A 23,930-nucleotide genomic window follows, 5' to 3' on the forward strand; every position below is an offset into this window, starting at 1 on the left:
CCCGCAGGTCATCATTATCGACCTGCGGGCTGCCCTATTTTCGCTCGCCATAGTATATGTTTGAACTACCTCTGAAATTAGCTAACTTCCTGACCTATGCCGCCACCAGTAAACTGGCTATTGTACAGATCGGCGTAGAATCCACCTTCAGCCAACAGCTCGGCATGTGTTCCCTTTTCGATCACAGTACCGTGATTCATGACAAGAATCAGATCGGCATCCTTGATCGTTGACAGACGGTGGGCAATAACGAAGCTCGTTCTACCCTTCATGAGCTCATTCATTGCTCTCTGGATGTAAACCTCTGTCCGAGTATCGACGCTGCTTGTCGCTTCATCCAGAATCAGGATTGCTGGATCAGCCAGAATAGCACGGGCAATCGTCAGCAGCTGCTTCTGACCTTGAGAGATATTGGAGGCTTCTTCGTTCAGAATGGTATCGTAGCCTCCTGGCAATGTACGGATGAAATGATCTGCATGAGCGGTCTTGGCTGCCTGGATAATCTCTTCCTCCGTCGCTCCTTCACGTCCATATGCGATGTTATCACGGATCGTTCCGTTGAACAGCCAGGTATCCTGCAGCACCATCCCGAACAGACTGCGCAGATCCCCGCGTTTCATATCGGTGATGTTCACGCCGTCAACCGTAATCTTGCCATCCGTCACTTCATAGAATCGCATTAGCAAGTTAATGAGCGTGGTCTTACCCGCACCCGTCGGTCCGACAATCGCGATCGTCTGGCCTTTGGACACATCGATATTCATATCCTCAATCAAGATTTTGTCTGGATCATAACCGAACTTCACATGATCGAAAGATACATTCCCCTTCGCTTGCGGCAATGTCACCGGCTTAGCTGCTTCCGCGACTTCCTCTTCTTCATCAAGAATCTCAAAGACACGTTCGGCTGAAGCTACCGTGGATTGAATAATATTAGCGATATTAGCGGTCTGGGCAATGGGTTGTGTGAATTGTCTGGTATACTGAATAAATGCTTGAACATCCCCGATGTTGATTCTGCCCTTTGTCACCAAAATACCACCAACGACAGATACGAGCACATAACCGATATTACCAATGAAATTCATAATCGGCATGATCACGCCAGAGATGAATTGCGCCTTCCAGCCAGCTTGATACAAACGTTCGTTAACCTCATTGAATTCATCCAATGATCTTTGCTCACGGCCGAATACCTTCACCACGTTGTGGCCCGTATACATTTCCTCAACATGGCCATTCAGCTCACCAAGTTCTTTCTGCTGCCGTAGAAACTGCTTCTGCGACTTCTTAGCAATCGAAGTGATGGCCACTACGCTAAGTGGCAAGGTCAACACAGCGATCAATGTCATCAACGGGCTGATCGAGAGCATCATCACGATAACGCCGATAATCGTAAGCACCGAGGTTATTAACTGGGTCAAGCTCTGCTGTAGTGTAGAACTGATATTATCAACGTCATTCGTGACCCGGCTCAGAATCTCACCGTGGGTGCGGGCATCGAAATATTTTAACGGCAGGCGGTTCAGCTTGTCATTGACTTCTCTACGCAGATCATAGACTGTCTTCTGGGCCACACCGGCCATTAGATACTGTTGTACATAACCAAATGCGGCACTTAATAGATAGAGTCCAATAAGAATTAAGATGATTTGCCCTACGTATTGAAAATCAATAGATGCGCCAGGTACACCATTTATTTTTCCCATAATGCCTTCAAACAGCTTCGTTGTTGCGTGCCCCATAACCTTCGGGCTTAGCACACTGAACACCGTACTCAGGATGGCCATGATCAGCACAGCTAGTAGTTGCACTTTATGCGGTGCCAAATAGTGAATAAGACGTTTCAGCGTACCCTTGAAGTCCTTCGCTTTCTCTACCGGACGACCCATCGCCCCATGTCCACCACCAGGGCCGGGGCCTCTATGACCGCCGCCAATCTTTCCTTTTGTCTGCTCTTGGCTCATGCGATCTCCTCCTCCGATAGCTGCGAATACACGATCTCACGGTATACATCGCAAGTCTCCATTAATTCATGATGCGTGCCGACTCCAGCAACCTTGCTCTCGTTCAATACGATAATCCGGTCAGCATTCATAACTGTACTGACCCGCTGTGCCACGATCAAGACGGTGGACTCCTTCGTCTCATTCTTCAATGCAGCGCGCAGCTTGGCATCGGTCTTGAAATCAAGCGCCGAGAAGCTGTCATCAAAGATGTAAATCTCGGCATCTCGTACCAATGCACGGGCAATAGAGAGGCGCTGCTTCTGCCCGCCGGATACATTCGTTCCGCCCTGAGCGATCTGCGAATCGTAGCCATCTTCCATTCTCGATATAAACCCGGCAGCCTGGGCAATCTCAGCCGCATACTGCACTTCCTCATCCGTCGCATCTTCCTTACCATAACGGATATTGTCAGCAATCGTCCCGGTGAACAGCACGGCCTTCTGCGGTACGAAGCCGATCTTCTGACGCAACTCATGCTGCGGAATATCCCGAACGTCTATACCGTCCACAAGCACTCGGCCGCTCTCTACATCGTAGAACCTCGGAATCAGGTTAATCATCGTCGATTTACCTGAACCTGTGCCGCCGATAATTGCAGTCGTCTCACCCGGATTTGCGATGAACGAGATATTCTGCACCGCTGGCTGCTCTGCGCCCGGATAGCTAAAGGTCACATCTTGGAATTCAATATGGCCTCTCATGCTGCTGCTCTTGGCATTAGACTGAGCCGGATCTTCAATGACAGGCTCCATATCCAGCACTTCATTGATCCGTACAGCCGATGCGGAAGCACGTGGAATCAATACGAACATCATAGATACCATTACGAGCGAGAACATGATCTGCATGGCATACTGCAGGAAAGCCATTAGATCGCCGACCGCCATTTTCTCAGCATCAATCCGCAGTCCGCCGAACCAAATGATGGCTACGGAGGAGAGATTCATGATCAGCATGACCACCGGCATCAAATAGGCCATCAGCTTGTTCACTTTGATCATGGTATTGGTTAAATCCCGGTTCGCTTCATCAAAACGCTGTGTCTCATGTTCGATCCGATTGAAAGAACGGATGACGCGGATTCCTGTCAGTCCTTCGCGCATAACCAGATTCAATCTGTCGATCTTCTTCTGAATCGATTTGAACAGTGGAATGCCCTTTCTTACAATCCCGAAAATAATAGCTGCTAATACGGGAATGACTACAACGAGGACAAGCGTCAAAGTAGCGTCCTTAGATACTGCCATAATTACGCCGCCGATACACATCATCGGCGCCATCATCATCATACGGAGCATCATAATTAACACTTGCTGAACCTGAGTAATATCATTTGTCGTCCGTGTAATCATCGAAGCGGTACCGATCTTGTCGAATTCCTCCAGCGAGAAATTCGATACATGATTAAATACCTTGCCACGCATTGATTTACCGAAGCCCATCGCTGCCTTCGATGAGAAGAAGCTGCCACCGATCGCGCAGGCCATCCCGCCGATCGCGACAAGCAGCATATAGCCGCCAATCTTCCAAATATATGCCGTATCACCTTTGACGACGCCCGTGTTCACAATATCGGACATCAGCGTCGGCAAGTACAATTCGGCGAGCGATTGGAAGAACACTAGCGCCATCGCTGCGATGACTAGCCATTTGTATGGTTTCAAATGTCTGAAAAGTTTTATCATTCATTGATCATCTCCACTTAATAAGGTTGTTCAAAAATTCCGCTTTTGATCACGAAGTAATTCAAGAAGTAACTCGGCATCGAATCTTGAACTCACCCGGGCCTTCCGGTGCTCACGTACAAACTACGTACGCTCCGCTCCTCACGCCCTAGCTTCATCCAACCTTCTTGGTGCTGAAAACCGGCCTTTTTTGAACAAACATTTAATAAAATCATTGGTCTTGCTGGGAGCGATGCTGCTGGTCTAAATATTCATATACTTGTTCCAACAGTTCGGCCAACTGACCGCTTTTCTCTTCTCCTAAATGATTAATCAATCCGGTGAATCGACGGGTATAGGCCTCGTGTGCCTTACGAGTCACAGCTTCACCCTGTTCGGTAAGCTTAATACGAACCGCCCTGCGATCCTCTTCATCGGTATAGCGAACTACTAGCCCCCTATTCTCCAGACTACGTACAAGTGGTGTAACTGTCGGAGAGGTTACTTCCATCATGCTGCTAATCGATGAGATCATAACGCCGCGCGGATCATTATGGCTCCCCCTATGAATAAAGAACAATACTTTGACCTCGCTGGGCTTTAGACCTTCCAATGGAGGCTTATGCCATCCGGCTCTTCTGAAGCGGTTGAACACCTCCATTAGACGTTGGGTTTTAGGAGTCTCGCCCACAATTCAACACCTCCTTAATTGTTTATATGATTTAATAATTAGGTATACTATTTATTTGCATGCCTAATTATATTAGCGTCAAATTGCAATGTCAAGCAGACACAAATAAGGGCCGTCTGAAAGCTTCCCAGACTGGCCCTTATATTTCTAATAATCCATTCTTTACTAAGATAGCGGTGGTCTGAATGGATCCATATCCGGTGCGATCTGCAATGCATCCAGACTCTTGAATTCGTATCCCTGCCGCCTGGCCTCATCAATAATAGCTCCTAAGGCCGCTGTGTTATCACTGGAAATGGAGTGCAGGAGGATAACCGCGCCGGGGTGAAGCTGGGATACAACATTTTTATATGCGTAGGCTTCACCCTTCTGGTCATTGACATCCCAATCTTTATAAGCGATAGACCAGAAGACATTTGTATACCCCAAGCTTTTCGACACAGCCAGAGTCCGGTCATTGAATATTCCGCGCGGCGGGCGCAGATAGCTCATCTCTTTCTTGCCCGTAACACGTCCCGCTGCTTCTTTAACCTGATTCAGCTCCTGCTGAATCTCCGAATTGGAGATCGTCGTCATATCGGGATGACTCCAAGAATGATTGCCGACTAAGTGTCCCTCGGCCACCATTCGCTTCATAAGCTCTGGCTGACTTTTAACATAGTGACCGGTTACGAAAAAAATCGCTGGCACCTTCTTGGCCTTCAGCGTGTCCAATATTTTGGTGGTATATCCGTTCTCATACCCGTTATCAAACGTTAGAAACAGTTCCTTGCGGGATGTATCTCCAAGGAATATAGCTCCGTGCTTATCAACCACTTCCTTGAAGCCCTCTTCATTAATAGAAGGAAGTCCACCGCCTATGCTCTTCTTGAATCCGAAATGAAAGGCCTTATCCGAGAAGGCGCTCGCAGCGGCACCATTATCCCCCCACGGTACGGGACCGAAGAGAAAACAGGCCAGCATCGCCACCATCAGGGCAAATTTCATGGTTCGCTCTCTCCCTCATCATAAGTTGTTTCGACTCCCCATTAATTTCTGCCTTTTACCTTAACAATATTCACCCTGTTTATTTCTGCTTCTTCACCGATGGGAGTTGGGATAATTTGCTATGCCTGTAGCCATACAAACTGTATACAGCCAGTCCAATAACCATCCAGATCAGGAAAGCGATCCAGGTGATACCCGGTAAGCTAATTAACAAGTAGCTGCAGCTCAAGATAGCAATTAAAGGAATAACCGGAACGAACGGCACCTTGAAAGAGCGGGTTAATTCTGGATTTGTTCGGCGTAAAATAATGATGCCAAGCGATACAGCGATAAAAGCGAACAACGTGCCAATGCTGACAAGATCAGCAAGTCTGTTCAGCGGAATTAGTCCGGCGAACAGTGCGACGATCACCCCTGTCGACCAGATGCTAGTCGATGGAGCCTCTGTCTTCGGATTAAGCCGCGATAATTGTTCCGGCAACAATCCATCGCGCCCGATCGCGAACAAGAGACGGGATTGCCCGAATAGCAGCACGAACAGCACAGTCGTTATACCGACGATTGCACCTAGTGAAATGAAGCCTGCCACCCAGTCCTGGTGGATGACCTGCAGCGCATAAGCAACTGGATTTTTGACATCGAGCTGAGTATACGGAACGAGACCGGTTAACACAGCCGTTACAATGATATAGAGCAACGAGCAAATAACCAGCGACCAAATGATCCCCAGCGGTAAATCTTTTTGTGGATTTTTCACTTCTTCAGCAGCTGTCGCTACAACATCGAACCCGATATAGGATAGAAATGCGGTAGCTGCTCCCGTAATTACCCCGCTAAAGCCAAAAGGCATGAAGGGGCTCCAGTTCGACGGTTTTACGTAGAAAGAGCCTACAATTACGAAGAGAAGAATAACTGCAATTTTAATAATAACCATAATCGAATTGAGCCGCGTCGATTCCTTACCGCCTCTGGAGACAATGAAGGTGAGCAGCAGAACGATAAGGACAGCGGGCAAATCGATATAAGTGCCCTCCGCAGGATTGAATGCGCTGCTGAGTGCCCGTGGAATATCCAGACCGAAGCCAGAGAGTAATCCCTGAAAATAACCGGACCAGCCACTCGCTACCATCGAAGCAGCGAAACCATACTCAAGGATCAAATCCCAGCCCAGGATCCAGGCAATCAGTTCGCCAAAGGTAGCGTAACTATACGTATAGGCGCTTCCAGATACCGGTACCATCGAAGCAAATTCCGCGTAGCATAGCGCACAGAACGCGCATACGATTCCAGCCAGAACGAAGGAGAGAATTAATCCTGGACCGGCATGATTGGCTGCGGCTACACCGGTTAATACGAAAATCCCCGTGCCAACAACACATCCTACGCCAAGCATGGCAAGATCGAATACGCCTAGTTCTTTCTTCATATGTCTCTTGCCTGCTGCCTGTTGTTCCTCAATCATTGAGGGTATTGATTTTCTTCTAAAGTAGTTCATGCTCGCGTATCTCCCATATAAAAATTTCTACAGGATTATAATTTTAGCAAACTTCCATGGTCACGACATAGAAGGTTGGTTATATTATTGTGTCCAAATTCATGAAATTTTCAGGAAATACACTTGTTTTCAAGAGCCTATCTTCTTCTTTTATTGAATAAGCACCTTCTTCGCAAAACGGATCCATTCCCGCGCCGAGAAGGATAAATAGCGATCCTCACGCCAGACAACGCCAAGATACCATGGAATAACCGGATTGACTAATCCGATGATTTTTACTCTTCTCTGGTCAATCTCACGGCAGATCGTCTCCGGCAGTAGCGTAATACCAAGCCCGGCAGCTACCATCTCACTGATTAGGTCCCACTGTGAACTCTCATATATAACATGCGGCTGAAAGCCCACTTTGGCACACTCGGCGATAATCCGGTCATGAAGCGTGAAGTCCTCACGGAATAATACGAAGGAATCCTCGACCAGTTCATTTAGACTCACCTCCTGCCGACCTGCCAGCGGATGGGAAGGGTGCACAACGAGATTCAGCTTCTCCTCCAAAAACGGGAGAACTGCCAATCCCTCCTGTGTAGCTGGCAATACAACAACCCCGACATCTAGCGTGCCATTGGCAACATCATACTCCACCTTCTTCGCTCCGTCCTCAAAGAGTTGAATCGTAATATCAGGATAGCGTTCGTGAAATTGTCCAATCACCTTTGGAAAAAAGTTCGCACCCACCATAGGCGGCAGTCCGATGCGAATATGCCCACGCTTTAGATTACGCAAATCATCGAGCTCGGCCGTTAAATTCTGAAAGGAAGCAACGATTTGCTGCGCCTGACTGACAATAATCTGGCCCGCATCCGTTAGCTCTATTTTTTTGCCATTGCGGTTGAAAAGGACAACCCCCAGTTCCTCCTCCAGCGATTTAATCGCCTTGCTGATGGTAGGCTGAGTAATAAACAATGCATCAGCTGCCTTTGTGAAGCTCTGATGTCTGGCGACTTCAACGAGATATTGCATCTGTCTTATATCCAAATCAATCTTCTCCTGTCATAGACAAATGGAATGTAAATCATTCTTTATATTCATTTTACTCATGAAAGTGAATGTTGTAATATTTTCATTAACAATTACATGAGATTTGTTATTAGAAAGGAAATGCATATCAATGGGTAAGATAAAAAATTTAAGTATCATCATTCTTCAGATCGCGGCTCTATTTTTTATCTCCCTAGCGATGAATTATATAGCGAAATGGTTGCACTTGCCGATTCCTGGTACGATTCTGGGCATCATTGTTCTATTCATCCTGCTGAAGACGAATGTGATTAAGCTAAGCTGGATTGAACAGGGAGCGAATTGGCTGCTAGCTGAATTACTACTATTCTTCATTCCTGCAGCTGTAGGCGTGATGAACTATATGTCCCTACTGGAGCGTGACGGGATTCGAATTCTGCTCGTCGTCATCTCCAGCACATTAGTCGTGATGGCAAGCTCCGGCCTGGTCGCATCGCGAATCTCTAAAAGGAAGGAGCAGAGAGCACAATGATGTTAGGAATTCTGTGGCTTATTATTACTTTATTGATTTATGGTCTATCCAAAAAATTATACCGGGCTTATCCGAAAGTGTATTTCTCACCGCTTCTGATTACGCCCCTTGCATTAATTATAGGCTTGATGCTTACAAATGTCTCTTTTGATACCTATAACGGAGGAGGCAAATGGCTGAGCTTAATGCTGCAACCGGCGACGATCGCTTTCGCTATTCCTCTATACAAATATTACGATGTGTTGAAGAAGCACGCGATTGAGATATTAGCCAGTGTACTGACCGGTTCTATCGTAGCTATCTTCTCTTCCGCATTGTTTGCCGAATGGCTGCATCTGGATCATCAGTTAATTAGCAGCCTTGTGCCTCGTTCAGTTACGACTCCAATCGCAATGAGCGTCTCGCAGGTCATCGGTGGTGTACCGAATATTACAGCGGTATTCGTCATTATTACCGGTTTGCTAGGTTCCATGATCGGGCCGATGGTCGTAAAAGCGCTGCGCATCGATGGCGAAGTAGCCCGCGGTGTTCTGCTTGGTACAAGTGCACACGGTACAGGTACTTCCAAGGCATTCGAGCTTAGCTCCCTTACAGGTACGATTTCGAGCATATCGATGATTTTGGCCGCACTGTTCACACTGACGACGGCTCCGTTATTAATTGCTCTGATGTTCCACTAATTCTGGTTCCTCCCAAGTTTTATATAGATCTCTCTTTGTTGACCTTTCCGGATGGTAAGGTCCTTTTTCATTTTGGCATATCATCGCATTATACCTATGACCATTTGGATGCAATCTCAATATATTGGATTATTAATCATGGGCTCCTTATAAAACCGCATATATGGTTATTTATTCCTAAAAATTTAAAGGGACACCAAAGTTCATCTCATTTAGTCATATACTTCATCTAAATAAAGCTTTGTTTGTTATATAGTTTAAACATTACAATTGAGTTAGATCATTATCGTGAATTAGACAAGTGTACGTTCAAGAAGGTCGGCTTTAGGAACACTTTGGTTTTCTTATGAAAAGCGGACTTCTTGAACTACCTCTGAAAAAGAAAGGTGGAATCATTCATGGCTATCATGCAAGAGAAAGCTGAGCCAGGATTGGAATCAGCAAAACAGTATGTCAACGAAGTGTATGAAACGGTGAAGAAGCGCAATCCGGGAGAGAATGAATTTCATCAAGCTGTTAAAGAAATTCTTGATTCCTTGGCACCTGTATTTGCAAAGCATGAAAAATACCGCAACAACGCCATTCTCGAGAGAATCGTTGAGCCGGAACGTCTAATCACTTTCCGCGTACCATGGATAGATGACCAAGGCAAAGTTCAAGTTAACCGCGGCTTCCGGGTTCAATTCAATAGTGCTATCGGTCCTTACAAAGGCGGACTTCGCTTCCATCCATCCGTAAATGCCAGCATCATCAAGTTCCTTGGCTTTGAACAAATCTTCAAGAACTCCTTGACTGGCCAACCGATCGGCGGCGGCAAAGGTGGTTCTGACTTCAATCCTAAGGGCAAATCCGATAACGAAGTTATGCGCTTCACGCAAAGCTTCATGACTGAGTTGTCCAGATATATCGGCCCAGATACGGACGTACCAGCTGGTGATATCGGTGTTGGTGCGAGAGAGATCGGCTATATGTTCGGACAATATAAGCGCCTCTGCGGCGGTAATGAAGCTGGCGTCCTGACTGGCAAAGGCTTAACCTATGGCGGCAGCTTGGCTCGTACTGAAGCAACTGGCTATGGCCTTGTCTACTTCACAGCCGAGATGCTGAAGTCCAAGGGTGAGAGCTTTGAAGGCAAGACCGTTGTCGTGTCCGGCTCTGGTAACGTTGCGATCTATGCCATTGAGAAAGCGACTCAGTTCGGTGCCAAGGTCGTAGCCTGCAGCGACTCCAACGGATACATTTATGACGAGAATGGAATTGATCTGGAGACCGTAAAACGTCTTAAAGAAGTGGAAAGAAAACGGATCAAAGAATACACAGAAGTTCATCCTTCCGCTGAATATGTAGAGGGCTGCCAGAATATTTGGGATATCCCTTGTGATATCGCACTTCCTTGCGCCACACAGAATGAAATCGATGAGGCAGCAGCTGAGAAGCTCGTAGCCAACGGCGTTAAGTATGTAGCTGAAGGGGCGAATATGCCTTCTACCCTTGAAGCAATCGAGGTGTATCTGAACAACGGAGTCTACTTCGGACCAGCCAAAGCTGCCAACGCAGGCGGCGTAGCCGTATCCGCGTTGGAGATGGCGCAGAACAGTGCAAGATTGGCTTGGACGTTTGAAGAGGTAGACGCCAAGCTGCAGAATATTATGAAGGACATTTACGACAATAGCGTAAATGCAGCTATAGAGTATGGTCATGAAGGCAACCTTGTAGTCGGCTCTAACATCGCTGGTTTCCTGAAGGTCGCCGACACAATGATCGCCCACGGCGTAGTTTAATAGTGAAAACCGAACTTCTTGAACCTAGATTTAAGATATAAGTAATATGCGGAGGATTTTTTCTATCGCCTGTACATCCCTGATTTCAAGACATCTGTCAATGAGATCAGGGGTTTTTTCTATAAGAGCCTAAGCGCATCAGTAACATGTCCAGCAAGAAGAAGCTCTGATACAGACTTACGTCTATATCAGAGCTTCATTTATTTCAGTCAGATCTATGCCTTGCGATTAATAAGCCAAAGCATCCAGAGATTTAATGTGAGCCAAGTAACGCATGTTACTGGCTTCCTTCATCAAGGTAGCCGGTAATCCGCGCAGCTCGGTGTTGTTGCCGCCGATCGTAGCAACAGCATCCTTACGACCCAAGCTAGCCAGCGTACCGGAGTTCACTGGATGGAATTCTTCAAGATGCTTGCCGATAATTGTCGCATAGAGGTTGTAGCCAACCAATTCGCCCATTTGCCATGCATTCTGAGCTGTAGGAGCATATGGACGTCCATCAGGGCCAAAGCTTACAGCACTGTCGCCAACGACAAATACATCTGGATGGGAAGTGGATTGCAAGAATTCATTGACGGTAGCGCGGCCACGGTTCACTTCAAGTCCCGATTCTCCTACGAGTGGGTTGCCTTGAACTCCGCCAGTCCATACAAAGGTGTTGGCAGTAATCTTCGAACCGTCTTTCAGGTCGATCACATTGCCTTCTACATTGGTAACAGGAAGGCCAGTAAGGAACTTCACGCCGCGTGCTTCGAGGCTAGCTGTAGCGCGCTGGATCAGTACATCAGGCAATACCGGAAGGATCTTAGGACCTGCCTCAACGAGGAACAGATTGATCTTCTTCGGATCAACTCCGTATTTCTTAGCAAGTGCAGGGATTCCATCAGCAATCTCGCCAACCAGTTCAACACCAGTCAGACCGCCGCCACCGATCAGAATCGTTGCATCAGCTTCGTTATTCGTCTTCGCGTATTCCGCAATCTTACCTTCGATATGACGGTGAATACGGTTGGCATCTTCCGCAGATTTCAATACCATGCTGTACTTATCCAGCCCAGGAATTCCGAAATAAGCGGTCACACTGCCCAGACCAACTACAAGTGCATCATAGCTCAGTGTAGTTCCGTCAGACAGCTTCACTTCTTTATTGTCTACGGAGAATTTATCAACCTTGGCGATGCGAAGATCGATATCTTTGCCTTTGAATACCTTCTCCAAAGGCAATGCAACTGCGCGTTCAGAGATATTACCTGCTGCCAGACGATGCAACTCAGTAATAATCTGATGAGTAGGGAACTGATTGATTACAGTGATCCGTGCTTCTGATTTTTGCAAATATTTGCGAACGGTCAAAGCGCTAAGAACACCGCCATAACCGGCACCTAAGATGACAATATGTTTTGACATGACTCCGTCCTCCGTTCATGCATTAGTTAATATTTTGGACTCACACTTATATAAATCTCATTTCTGATTATTACGTTCTCCGGCCACTTGCAGATAAGCATTAAAGAAACGGAAGATCTTCTGTGCTTCAGGATCCTTAAGCATTTTGAGCAGACCAAAAAGACCGATAACCTCTTGGCTCGCATCTGCACGATCCTTGGCTTCGATCACATTGGCAGCGATATGCTTCACCTTGTCCTTAACCGGTCCCGCGATCTCTGTGATAGCCCCAATCGTATCGTTCTTGAGGATCTCGTCTGAAGATACAGATTTAGCAAAATCGTAAGATTTCGTCATCACATTAACAAGCTCGGTCAACTTCGGAAGCTGCTGTACCAGGGCTGTCAATGATTCCTGAACTTCAGGGGTTAACAGTTGATCAATAATATCCCGTCCACCTTGATTGGACGATACTGTCTCTTGCTCAGACTTCGTTTCTGTGATCGCTTCTGACATAGCTAATTCTCCTTTGCGATAAGCAACAATGCTTGAATTTGGGAGAGTTAGAGGCCCCCATAGCCTTTCTCGCTTAATAAAAGTTAGTGAAAAACTGAACAATTCCTCACACTTGAACACCCATAATTAATTTTACCACATTTTCAATAAAAAAAGTCATTAAGTTATGAACTTAATGACAAATATCACAGCGTTTATTTCAAGTTAACAAATTCGGCATATATTGATCCCTAATATCAGGAAACCCAGGTATCATTTATGCATGGCGGCGGAGCCTGCTATCATGCTTATTTCTGATCAAAACTGCTATCGAATCCGAACATATCCGAATTATTCTTCAGAAACTCATAGAACAGCTTCTCTGTCGGCGGCAGCTCACGATTAGCAGGAATAATGACCCCGACATCCCTTGTAACGACGGGTTCAACGACCGGTAAAGTAATAATCGTGGAGGCGAGATGCTCGTTCAAAGCGATCTCCGGTAGAATGGTCAGTCCCATCCCCGCCCCTACCAAGCCCTTGATCGCATCGAGGTCATCACCCTCAAAAGCAACTTTCGGCTTGAAGCCCAACTTCGAGCAAGCATCCACCACAATCTCTCTTAGAATGAATCCTTCCGGGAACAGTACAAAGTAATCGTCCTTCAATTCACTAAGACGAATAGCGTTTTTCTCGGCCAATCGATGATTTGCCGGCATCATAGCCACAAATTTCTCCTGAAATAGAATCTCGCTCTTAATCTGCGGCTCATGCTGTGGTACAGGCCCCATAATCGCCAGATTCATGTCGCCCTGAATCACCGACTCCACAAGCTCCTTGTAGGAACCATGTTGCAATTGGAAATGAACTGCAGGATAGCGTTCACGGAAGGCCGAGACAACCTTCGGAATCATCTGCGCCGCTAAACTACTGGGAAATCCGATGCGAACCGTACCGCGTTCCGGATCCAGGAATTCGTTAATCTCCTGCTGGGCATTGTCAATGACCTTCATTAATTGTTCCATATGGGACAGAAATAGCCGTCCGATCGGCGTCAGCTTCACTTTGCGTCCCTCATGGATGAACAGATCAACTCCCAATTCCGATTCCAGCTTGAAGATTTGCCGGCTTACCGCAGACTGTGATACATGCAGCACATAAGACGCTTCTGTAACATGTTCAAGCTTCGCTACCTCAATGAAATATTGAATCTGTCTCAGTTCCAAAGCCCTTCACCTCCAAATTTCTGGCGGTCATTCATATTGATATCATGGATTCCTGGTTGGTCTCAGGTCTCATGAAGTGTTGATATCCCTTGAGTATATTAATCCTCATTATATCGGCTATCCGTTAGGAGTGAAAGCTATATAAGAAAACCCGTTAGGAACGGCTTGCTCTTATAAAACAAAACCACTAATTATCACCTGATTTTTAAATTTTTTCATATAGAAATTAGTGGTGTTTATTACATATTATTGATCCCCTTGTCGTGTTCAGTTAGTCTGTTGGCAAAGGGTCCATTATTCTCCGTGAGCTTCTAAGTTCGGGGTTGATCCCACTACAAAGGCTTGGGCCTTTCCACAATCCACCTCACCAGGGAGACAGACTTGTATTTCAATGAAAGAAGGTGATAGAAAGAACCGTTGTTCATCGGCCTTTTGAGAATCAAATACCACCTATCTTCCAAAATAATCGAATCGGGAGGTTTTCAAGTTGGGGAATAACAGATTGCTCAGGGGTTTCCATATTATACTGCTTACTATCATCTTAGCGGGAGCTTCCTATATTGAAGCACCCTTGAAAGCACAAGCCGCAGCTGACGAGGCCTATGTGTGGAATAAGGCTGTGACTGGGGGAGGCGGCGGATTTGTCCCTGGTATCATCTTTAATTCATCCGAACCTGATCTGATCTACGCCAGAACGGATATCGGGGGCGCCTATCGCTGGAATCCGGTCGATAATAGCTGGGTCCAGCTGTTGGATTGGATGGGCTTCGAGGAATGGGGCAAGACTGGCGTCGACGCCCTGGCCACAGACCCAGTTGACCCGGACCGCCTCTATTTAGCCGTAGGAACCTATACGAATAGCTGGGATCCTCACAACGGCAGCATATTACGTTCTACCGACCGTGGTGAGACATGGGAAAGCACAAGCTTACCCTTCAAGGTTGGCGGCAATATGCCTGGACGTTCGATGGGAGAGCGGCTCGTCATTGACCCAAATAAGAACAGCACTCTCTATTTCGGTGCAAGAAGCGGCAATGGACTATGGCGAAGCGTCGATTACGGAGCTACATGGAGCAAAGTGACCACCTTCCTGAATCCTGGGACCTATGTCGAGGATCCCAGCAACGAATATCAGAGCGACATCATTGGTCTTGCCTGGATTGCCTTTGATCCTTCCACCGGAGCTGCCAACCAGGCAACCCAGAGCATCTATGTTGGGGTCGTCGACAAAAATGAAAGCGTATACCACAGCTCTGACGGTGGTGCTTCATGGTCAGCTGTACCCGGACAGCCTACAGGCTATCTCCCCCACCATGGTGTCATTTCAGATAATGGGCATTTATTCATTTCTTACAGCAATGGAGCAGGACCCTATGACGGGACTAAAGGGCAGGTCTGGAAGATGAACCTCTCAACGGGAATCTGGACTAATATTAGTCCAGTGTCAAGCACTAGCGATGATAACTACTATGGGTACGGTGGGCTGGCTGTCGATGCTCAACACCCAAATACAATTATGGTGGCTACACTGAATTCCTGGTGGCCGGATGCGATCATCTTCCGCAGCACTGATGGCGGTTCGACTTGGACCCGGATTTGGGACTGGAACGGTTATCCGGACCGCACACTTAGATACACACAGGATATATCTGCCGCTCCTTGGCTGACTTTTGGCACGAATCCGGTACCACCTGAGATTACACCAAAATTGGGCTGGATGATCGGTGATCTAGAGATCGACCCGTTCAATTCCAATCGGATGATGTACGGAACAGGAGCTACCATCTACGGCACGAGCAACCTGACCGATTGGGATCAAGGGAAGAAGATTAATCTGAGCGTCATGGCCAAGGGAATCGAGGAAACAGCTGTCATCGATTTAATTAGCCCTCCTTCTGGGGCCCATTTGATTAGCGGGCTTGGCGACGTTACCGGGTTTCGACATGATGATCTGACACAAGCCCCGGCCAAAATGATGACCCACCCGAACAGCACAACCGACATTGATTACGCCGAGCTTGATCCAAGCTATATCGTACGCGTAGGCACTGCCGATAAATCGGCAGACCCGAACGCCAAATCCATTGGCTATTCCCGGGACGGTGGAAGCAACTGGTATGCAGGTAACAGTGAGCCATCTGGAACGGCTGGAGGAGGAAAGGTCGCTCTGTCGGCCAGCGGTGACTCTCTCGTCTGGAGTACTTCCGATAAAGGTGTGTTTTACTCTAAAAATAACGGCAACTCCTGGACGGCAAGCACTGGGGTACCTGCAGGCGCCAAGATCACTTCCGACCGTGTAAATTCGAACAAATTCTACGCTTGGTCAGCCGGGAAATTCTATAGCAGCACAAACGGCGGTGCTTCCTTCATTCAGACTTCCGCCACCGGGCTTCCTATAGAAGGGGATTTAGACTTCAAGGCCATGCCGGGAGTAGAAGGTGACATTTGGCTGGCTGGAGGCAATGCGACGAGCGGAATCTACGGTTTGTGGCATTCAACCGATTCCGGCACAACTTTCTCCAAGCTCTCTAATGTACAAGAAGCCAATGTTATCGGCTTCGGCAAGGCCGCGCCTGGAGGCAGCTACATGGCGCTGTACACCAGCGCCAAAATCGATGGAATACGCGGCATCTTCCGCTCCAATGACGGCGGAGCAAGCTGGGTCAGAATTAATGATGATCAGCACCAATATGCATCCACTAACTCGGCCATCACTGGAGATCCAAGAATTTATGGCCGCGTCTATATCGGAACTAATGGACTGGGTATCGTATACGGTGATGCTCTGAGTGAGCCGAATCCAGGCGTAAATCCAGCAATTTCACCAACGACGGCCGTCTTTGACAAGAAGCTTGGAAATCAAGCTAACATTCCAGTATCGATGACTTTAAACGGCAACACGCTTAGCAAGATAACGAACGGAACGGTTGCTCTCGTCCAAGGAACGAATTATACCGTCTCGGGATCTACTATTACAATCCTTAGCAGTTATCTTGCCGCACAGCCACTCGGTACGGTTAATTTGACCTTCCAGTTCAGTGCGGGAGCCACAAAGGTTCTTAGTGTTAATGTCATTGATACCACTTCAACTACTAGTGGCAATATCCAGGTGCAAATGTATAACAGCTCGGTTATTTCCAACGTGAATACGATCAGTCCAAGAATCAAATTGACCAATACCAGTACTAATGCAATTAATCTGTCCGACGTTAAGCTTCGCTACTACTACACCATTGATGGAGAGAAGCCGCAGAACTTCTTCTGCGACTGGTCCCAGGTCGGGAGCAGCAATGTCACTGGCAGCTTTGTGAAGATGACGACCGCTAAACCAGGCGCTGACTATTATGCCGAATTCGGGTTCACCAGCGGAGCTGGCAGCCTCGCCACCGGTCAAAGCATCGACCTGCAGATCCGTCTCTCCAAATCGGACTGGACGAATTATAATCAAAGCGATGATTACTCCTTCAATCCAGCAGCATCCGCTTATCAAGACAGCCCGAAGCTCACTGGATACATCCGTGGACAGCTTGTCTGGGGAGTAGAGCCGTAAGAGATTGTTCAAAAAGTCCGCTACCAGTTTCAAATAAAAAAGGTCGAGTCCAGGCTTAAACTTGCCTGATGCTCGACCTTTTGTATACTGCCATTTCTAACGGAAACTACAGGCGTTATTTAGGCAAAAAGAAGTCTTCAAACATATTAACGGAACTAGGAGACGCTATTCAGCCTGATTGAAGGGATTCGATCCTTATTCAGTCCAAATAGCGTACCTGAGTTCCGTTAGATTTATAATACCGATTGTTTTTACCTTAATAGCGGCCTATATTTTCGTTAGCGGCTCCATAACATTATTCACCAATACGAATCGGCCGATCCAAATGATACAGATTGCGGTATCGTGGCTCGCGCTCCATTAATTCAGCATGAGTCCCGCGCATGATAATACGACCATGCTCCATGAATATGATCTCATCCATCTGTTCTGCACCAACCAGATGATGCGTCACCCAGATTAACGATTTACCGGATGTTGCTTGGAAAATCGTAGACAACAGTGCCCGTTCTGTCCGAGGGTCAAGCCCTACCGTAGGCTCATCAAGAATAAGGACTGGCGTATTCTGCAGCAGCACTCGAGCTAGTGCGATACGCTGCTGCTCCCCGCCTGAGAAGCGCTGTCCCGTCTCACGCATCGGCGTGTTCAGCCCTTCTGGAAGCGAGGCGATCAAATCGCCCATACGGGCTTGTTCGGCAGCTTGTAGAATCTCTTCCTCACTAGCCTCCGGGCGACCAAGTAAGATATTGTTCGCTACGGTTGTATCGAACAGATGAGGGCTCTGATTCAATACGGAGATCAGTCTCGGGATCTCCTCACCATAGTCGACGGCAGCCCGATCATTAATCATCACTGAGCCTCCCAAAGGCTCCAGAGCCCCCTGAATCAGCTTAAGCAGCGTCGACTTGCCTGCACCGCTGCGCCCGATCACGGCGATTCGCTTGCCTTGAGGAATATCAATGGATACGTCATCCACTGAATTCGCTCCCTCTTCTTCGTAAGCAAATTTAACATGCTCCAGCTTCAAGTGGGCTTGAAGAGCAGACCCCAAAGAACTCTCAGTTCTGTAACTCGACTTATTCAGAGAATTATCCCCTGAACCTTTGCCACTTTGGCCCTCCATCCGTACCAGACGATCCAGCGACTCCTTATACTCCGGAATTCGCTCTACCGCATCTGCCACAGGTAGAAAGGCATCCGCCAGCGGGAAGACAACCAGCACGAAGGCTGCGATCAAGGTAGGATCGATATGTCCCGCTGCTGCCTGTCCGGTTGACCAATAGATCATCGCAACTGCGGCCAAGCCAATGACAAGCTGGCCGATCAACCCTCTCCATCTTGACCAGACGTGCAGCTTGCGTTCCTTATTGGCAACGATCGCCTCAGCTCGTTCATAATCGGTTAGAAAATCATGATGCCGTCCGCTGATCACCCAATCGCCGATCCCCATAACCGCATCCGTCAACTGCTGATAGAGTCCGTTACGCTCGCGTTTTACCTCAGCATTTGTCCTTCTTGTCAGTCTCAGAGAAATATAAGGAAGCAAAGCAACAAGGATCAAAATATACAGCGCGGCCAAGAGAGCAAACACCACATCGAACATCCCTAGAGCCACAACGACGGTAGCATATAACACGATGGCCACCAGGCTTGGGAACACCGTACGAATATATACGTTCTGAAGCTGTTCAATGTCATCGGCGAGCGCACCGAGAATATCTCCTGTCCGGTAGCGCGAACGGATGAATAGAGCTTGCGGCTCCAGTACACGGTACAGGCGAACCCGCATCCGCGACAATATGCGTAGCACCGCATCATGACCAACTAATCGCTCCACATAATGGATCACAGACCGGCCGATGCCGAACGCCCGAACACCAACGATAGGCACGTATACCAGCAGTATATTATAAGGCATCGTAGACGACTTGGTAATGAGATAACCTGAAGTAAACATCAGCATCGAAGCGGACAGTAGAGTCAGTACACCCAGAATCAAGTACAAAGCAAAACGGCCGCTATAGAGGCGAAAATACGGTGTGATCCAACCCTGATCCGTAAGATTATCCTTCATCATATCCCTCCTGCTGTGAAACCATCAGGTGATAGAAAGCTCCCTTGCCTTCTATTAACTGTTCTGGTGTGCCGTACTCTGCCACATGACCCTGCCCCATAACGACAACTCGGTCCATATCCTGCATCCAGTGCAGGCGATGTGTGGCCAAAATGACCAATTTATGTTCAAACAGAGGGAGCATCGTCTCCTTCAGTTCATATTCCGTCTCGATATCTAGATGCGCTGTTGGCTCATCAAGCAAAATAATCGGCCGCTCGCTAAGCAAAGCCCGGGCCAATGCTACGCGCTGCTCCTGTCCGCCGCTAAGTGGCCTTCCCCCGCCGCCGATTGGCTCGTCAAGCCCAAGCGGCAGACTATCAATCAAGCTCTCCAACCCAGCAGCCTTCGCCGCGTTTGCCACTTCCTCCATGGAAGCTTCCGGCCTGTTGAAGCGGATATTATCCGCCAAGCTACTGCTGAATATATACGGCTTCTGCGGAATATACGTGATCAGATCCCTCCACCCGGAGGCGCTAAGATCACCTAATGTATGACCATTAAGCTCAAAAGTCCCGGAAGTAGGACGCAGGAATCCGCCCAGCACATCGATCAGTGTTGACTTGCCAGCTCCGCTCTCGCCGATGATTCCTATCTTTTCAATGCCGCTAAATGTCAGGTTCACATCCTCCAGAGATGCGCGCCCTGCTTCTTCATGCTTCATGCCAACCGTATGAAGCACCAGCTTGCTCTCCGGCTTCCAGCTAAAATCAGCATCGGCAGGAACAACCGCTGCTTTAGCAGATTCCTTCTCTGCTTCATTAATAATACTCTCCATTGCTTCTCCAGCTTCCTTGCCGTCAAGCGTCGCATGATAATCCGCACCGACCATGCGCACCGGCAGGAAATATTCCGGAGCTAGAATCAGCACCGTCAAACCAGTAAGCAATGTCATTCGTCCATCAATAAGCCTTAAGCCAAGGCTGACGGCAACCGAAGCCACCGACAACATCGTGAAGAAATCGAGCGCGAAAGAAGACAGAAACGCAACGCGAAGCGTCCGCATTGTGGCCGAACGATAAGAGTTGCTGACCCGGTCTATCGATTCGATATGTGTCCGGCTGCGCCCAAGGAACTTAAGCGTCTCCAATCCGCGCAACGAATCTACGAAGTGATTCGATAACATCCGGTACGACTCCCATTGACGATCCATCTGTTTACGAGCCGCAAGCCCGATCAGAATCATAAAGATGATCAGGATCGGCATCGTCACAGTCAGGATAACCCCGGAGGTCACATCCAGTGTAAATACATAGGCTAGAATCAGAATCGGTGTAACTCCTGTAGCCAGCATCCGCGGCAGGAACAGCTCCAAATATTTGCGGAACTTGGCTACTCCCTCAAGAATCAGCGTTACCAAGTTGCCTGTCCCTTCACGGCCGGCGAACCTAGGCCCAAGCTCGAACAGCTTGGACAGCACGCGCTCCCGAAGAGCGCTCCCCGTCTGCTCGGCGAATCGGAAGGCAAGCTTCTGCTCCGCCAGTCCACATAGCTGCCGCACAAGAAAAGCAAACAGGAACAAGCCAACTGTTCCGGCCTGTTCCTGTAGCTTGGCGCCGGCAAACAGAGCGGATACCGCTTCCGCAAGCCATTTTGCCTGCAATATAATCGCTATCGTCTGAATAAAGGTCAAGCCGGCCATTAAGCATAAGACCGGCTTGATTCCTTTGAACTTCATTAGTCCCTTACCCATTAGTATTCCAAATGCTCCTTCTCATGAACACGCTTATGGAAAACAAAGTAACTCCAAATTTGATAAGCTAATACGAATGGAAGCAGCGAAAGTGCCACGATCGTCATTACCTTCAACGAATAGTTCCCGGAAGATGCGTTATAGACCGTCAGCGAGAAAGCCTCGCTGATCGAGCTGACCATGACGCGTGGGAATAAACCAACGAACACGCCAGAGATCGAGAGAGCGATCAATGTCCCTGTCATGCCGAACGCCCAGCCATCTCTCTGCTTGGAAATGAACCATCCAGCCAAGAGGAAGGCAACGAGACCAACGACAGCGAGCAAGGTCAGCGGCAAGCCGCGAACTTCAAATACATCTGTCTGGAAGTAAGTCATAACTGCAAAGATCACGAACAATGCAGCCAGCGGAATCAACATGGTCTTGGCCAGCTTGCGAGCCCGCTTCTGCAGATCTCCTGTTGTCCGCAGCGAGGCGAACAGCAGACCATGCACCAAACATAACACAACTACCGTAATTCCGCCAACCAATGTATACAGGTTGACCATATCGAATAATCCGGCCTTCATCTCCATGTCGCCGTCGATCGGCAAGCCCTTAAGCAAGCCGGAGAACACAACGCCGAGTAGGAATGGTGGCAGTAGACTGCCACAGAAGATGGACAAATCCCAGGCTGCCTTCCACTTGGTGTTATCAACCTTACCGCGGAATTCAAACGCTACGCCGCGGGCAATGAGTGCGAGCAGCAATACGACCAGCGGAGTATAGTAGCCACTGAACATCGTCGCATACCAGTTCGGAAATGCCGCGAACATTGCACCACCGGCTGTAAGCAGCCAGACTTCGTTAGCGTCCCAGAACGGGCCGATCGAGTTAATCAGCACCCGGCGTTCCATATCATTCTTAGCCAGAAAACGGGTACTCATACCAACACCGAAGTCAAAGCCCTCCAGGAAGAAAAAGCCGATAAACAATACGGCGACCAATACAAACCAAAGCTCATTAAGAGACATGGTATCCCTCCTTAGAGAATGGATCGATCGAATGGCTATCATCGGTACCCTCAGCATAAGGGCCTTTTTTAATCGTTTTAACGAATAGATAGACCATCGAAATGGCAAGCACAGTGAAAATAGCGGTAAATGCGATTAGCGAGAACAGGAGCTGCCCTGATGTTACGCTTGGCGATACACTGTCCTTCGTCTGCATTAACCCAAATACCGTCCACGGCTGACGACCGATCTCCGTCATGATCCAACCTGCCGTGTTCGCGATGAACGGAAGTGAAATTGACCATAGCATAATTCTATAGAACCATGTATTTTTGTTATCCAGTTTCTTGCGCCATGCCAGATATGCCCCGTACAGCGATAGCACGATCATTAGCGACCCAGCCGCTACCATGATGCGGAAGCTCCAGAATGTAGTGCGCACCGGTGGAATGTAATCCCCAGGACCGTAGGTTTGTTCATACTCCGCCTGTAGTTCGTTCATCCCCTTAACTTCACCGGAGAAGCTGCTGTAAGACAGGAAGCTGAGCATATACGGAATTTTGATCTCAAAAGAATTCTTACCCGTCTCTGGGTTAATATGTGCATAAACAGTCCACGGAGCCGGATCACCGCTCTTGCCCCACAATCCTTCAGTTGCGGCCATCTTCATCGGCTGAGTCTTAACCAAGTACTGAGCCTGTTGGTGACCATAGAGAGCTGTCCCGAAGGAAGCGATCAAACCGACGATTACGCCGATCTTGAACGATTTCTTGAAGAACTCCATATCTTTACGACGCAGCAGCTTATAAGCACTGATACCTGCGATCATGAATGCACCTGTTGAGAATGCACCCAGCACAGTATGAGGGAATTCAACCCATAGCTGGCCGTTGCCGATCAAAGCGAAAAAGTCATTCATTTCTGCTCGCCCATTGTTCATTTCAAAACCAACCGGACGTTGCATAAATGAGTTTGCTGCCAGAATCCAGAAGGCTGATACAGTCGTTCCAATAGCGACGAGCCAGATGCATAGCAAGTGAACTCGCTTTGACAATCTCTCCCACCCAAAAATCCATAATCCGATGAAGGTCGACTCCATAAAGAAGGCAAACAGAGCCTCCACCGCGAGCGGAGCGCCAAATACGTCACCGACAAAGCGTGAATAATCGGACCAGTTCATTCCGAACTGGAACTCCTGAATAATCCCGGTAACAACACCAACAGCAAAGTTAATGAGGAACAGCTTGCCCCAGAATTTTGCCATGCGCTTGTATTCTTCTTTGCCCTTGACTACGTACATCGTCTCCATGATTGCGATCAGAAGAGCCAGACCGATAGACAACGGAACGAAGAAGAAGTGAAAAATTGTCGTCACCGCAAACTGAAGTCGTGCAAGCACTAACGGATCCATAATTTTTCTTCCCTACTTTCATTCATTTATTAACTAACGTGAATTCTATCACGGATAAATGAAAGTGAACGTTCAAAATTTAATAATTTTGTGACGAGAATCACATGATAAATGTCACAAAGGAATTTTTATCACATAAACGCAGTAATGACGCGGGTTTGGGACTCTCTTCCAAATTGTGAAACTTTTTTGTCTGACTCAGAGTCGT

At 47.9% G+C, this 23,930-nt stretch carries 17 protein-coding genes; 4 read left to right on the forward strand and 13 right to left on the reverse strand.

Annotated elements, in window-relative coordinates; genetic code table 11:
* Positions 1–77: 77 nt before the first annotated feature.
* The 6 genes from EI981_RS26925 to cidR all read right to left on the reverse strand — a co-directional run bounded on the left by EI981_RS26925 (position 78) and on the right by cidR (position 7,881).
* On the reverse strand, positions 78–1,967 hold the full coding sequence (locus EI981_RS26925; protein WP_127003501.1) for an ABC transporter ATP-binding protein: 1,890 nt from the start codon (positions 1,965–1,967) through the stop codon (positions 78–80).
* The gene (locus EI981_RS26930; RefSeq protein ID WP_127003503.1) at positions 1,964–3,694 is read right to left on the reverse strand and encodes an ABC transporter ATP-binding protein; all 1,731 of its coding nucleotides are present in this window, start codon (positions 3,692–3,694) and stop codon (positions 1,964–1,966) included. Before EI981_RS26930 ends, EI981_RS26925 begins: the two co-directional genes overlap by 4 nt.
* Positions 3,695–3,905: 211 nt before the next feature.
* Positions 3,906–4,364, reverse strand: coding sequence for a MarR family winged helix-turn-helix transcriptional regulator (locus tag EI981_RS26935; RefSeq protein ID WP_227011605.1), 459 nt, complete (start codon positions 4,362–4,364; stop codon positions 3,906–3,908).
* Between the two features lie 165 nt (positions 4,365–4,529).
* Positions 4,530–5,351 (reverse strand): delta-lactam-biosynthetic de-N-acetylase, encoded by an 822-nt coding sequence (gene pdaA, locus EI981_RS26940; protein WP_127003505.1) that lies wholly within the window; start codon positions 5,349–5,351, stop codon positions 4,530–4,532.
* 79 nt (positions 5,352–5,430) lie between these two features.
* Entirely contained in the window at positions 5,431–6,846 is a 1,416-nt protein-coding gene (locus tag EI981_RS26945; protein WP_127003507.1) for a branched-chain amino acid transporter BcaP, read from the reverse strand.
* Between the two features lie 150 nt (positions 6,847–6,996).
* Positions 6,997–7,881, reverse strand: coding sequence for a cidABC operon transcriptional activator CidR (cidR, locus tag EI981_RS26950; RefSeq protein ID WP_193556410.1), 885 nt, complete (start codon positions 7,879–7,881; stop codon positions 6,997–6,999).
* A 142-nt stretch (positions 7,882–8,023) separates the two neighbouring features.
* Between cidR and EI981_RS26955 the strand changes: the two genes are divergently transcribed.
* The 3 genes from EI981_RS26955 to gdhA all read left to right on the forward strand — a co-directional run bounded on the left by EI981_RS26955 (position 8,024) and on the right by gdhA (position 10,856).
* Entirely contained in the window at positions 8,024–8,395 is a 372-nt protein-coding gene (locus EI981_RS26955; RefSeq protein WP_418789085.1) for a CidA/LrgA family protein, read from the forward strand.
* Positions 8,395–9,075 carry a CidB/LrgB family autolysis modulator gene (locus tag EI981_RS26960; RefSeq protein WP_127005055.1) on the forward strand — a complete coding sequence of 227 codons (681 nt, stop codon included), beginning with the start codon at positions 8,395–8,397 and terminating at the stop codon, positions 9,073–9,075. Before EI981_RS26955 ends, EI981_RS26960 begins: the two co-directional genes overlap by 1 nt.
* 398 nt (positions 9,076–9,473) lie before the next feature.
* Positions 9,474–10,856, forward strand: coding sequence for an NADP-specific glutamate dehydrogenase (gdhA, locus tag EI981_RS26965; protein ID WP_127003511.1), 1,383 nt, complete (start codon positions 9,474–9,476; stop codon positions 10,854–10,856).
* Positions 10,857–11,084: 228 nt separating this feature from the next.
* Here the strand turns inward: gdhA and EI981_RS26970 are convergent, their stop codons facing one another.
* The 3 genes from EI981_RS26970 to EI981_RS26980 all read right to left on the reverse strand — a co-directional run bounded on the left by EI981_RS26970 (position 11,085) and on the right by EI981_RS26980 (position 13,963).
* On the reverse strand, positions 11,085–12,263 hold the full coding sequence (locus EI981_RS26970) for an NAD(P)/FAD-dependent oxidoreductase (protein WP_127003513.1): 1,179 nt from the start codon (positions 12,261–12,263) through the stop codon (positions 11,085–11,087).
* Between the two features lie 57 nt (positions 12,264–12,320).
* Positions 12,321–12,758 carry a DUF1641 domain-containing protein gene (locus tag EI981_RS26975; protein ID WP_127003515.1) on the reverse strand — a complete coding sequence of 146 codons (438 nt, stop codon included), beginning with the start codon at positions 12,756–12,758 and terminating at the stop codon, positions 12,321–12,323.
* A 287-nt stretch (positions 12,759–13,045) separates the two neighbouring features.
* Positions 13,046–13,963, reverse strand: a complete 918-nt coding sequence (locus tag EI981_RS26980; protein WP_127003517.1) for a glutamate biosynthesis transcriptional regulator GltC — start codon at positions 13,961–13,963, stop codon at positions 13,046–13,048.
* 520 nt (positions 13,964–14,483) lie between these two features.
* Here EI981_RS26980 and EI981_RS26985 point away from each other — a divergent pair.
* Positions 14,484–17,513, forward strand: a complete 3,030-nt coding sequence (locus tag EI981_RS26985; RefSeq protein WP_418789086.1) for a X2-like carbohydrate binding domain-containing protein — start codon at positions 14,484–14,486, stop codon at positions 17,511–17,513.
* Positions 17,514–17,808: 295 nt separating this feature from the next.
* Here the strand turns inward: EI981_RS26985 and cydC are convergent, their stop codons facing one another.
* The 4 genes from cydC to EI981_RS27005 are packed head-to-tail and all read right to left on the reverse strand — an operon-like array spanning position 17,809 to position 23,722.
* The gene (gene cydC / locus EI981_RS26990; protein WP_127003519.1) at positions 17,809–19,587 is read right to left on the reverse strand and encodes a thiol reductant ABC exporter subunit CydC; all 1,779 of its coding nucleotides are present in this window, start codon (positions 19,585–19,587) and stop codon (positions 17,809–17,811) included.
* Positions 19,577–21,319, reverse strand: a complete 1,743-nt coding sequence (gene cydD / locus EI981_RS26995) for a thiol reductant ABC exporter subunit CydD (protein ID WP_127003521.1) — start codon at positions 21,317–21,319, stop codon at positions 19,577–19,579. Before cydD ends, cydC begins: the two co-directional genes overlap by 11 nt.
* Positions 21,319–22,332, reverse strand: a complete 1,014-nt coding sequence (gene cydB / locus EI981_RS27000; RefSeq protein ID WP_127003523.1) for a cytochrome d ubiquinol oxidase subunit II — start codon at positions 22,330–22,332, stop codon at positions 21,319–21,321. Before cydB ends, cydD begins: the two co-directional genes overlap by 1 nt.
* Complete coding sequence (locus EI981_RS27005) at positions 22,322–23,722, reverse strand: cytochrome ubiquinol oxidase subunit I (RefSeq protein ID WP_127003525.1); 1,401 nt, start codon at positions 23,720–23,722, stop codon at positions 22,322–22,324. The genes cydB and EI981_RS27005 overlap by 11 nt, the downstream gene beginning before the upstream one ends.
* Positions 23,723–23,930: the final 208 nt, after the last annotated feature.

This window comes from Paenibacillus lutimineralis (genome assembly GCF_003991425.1).
Classification (GTDB): Bacteria; Bacillota; Bacilli; order Paenibacillales; family Paenibacillaceae; genus Fontibacillus; species Fontibacillus lutimineralis.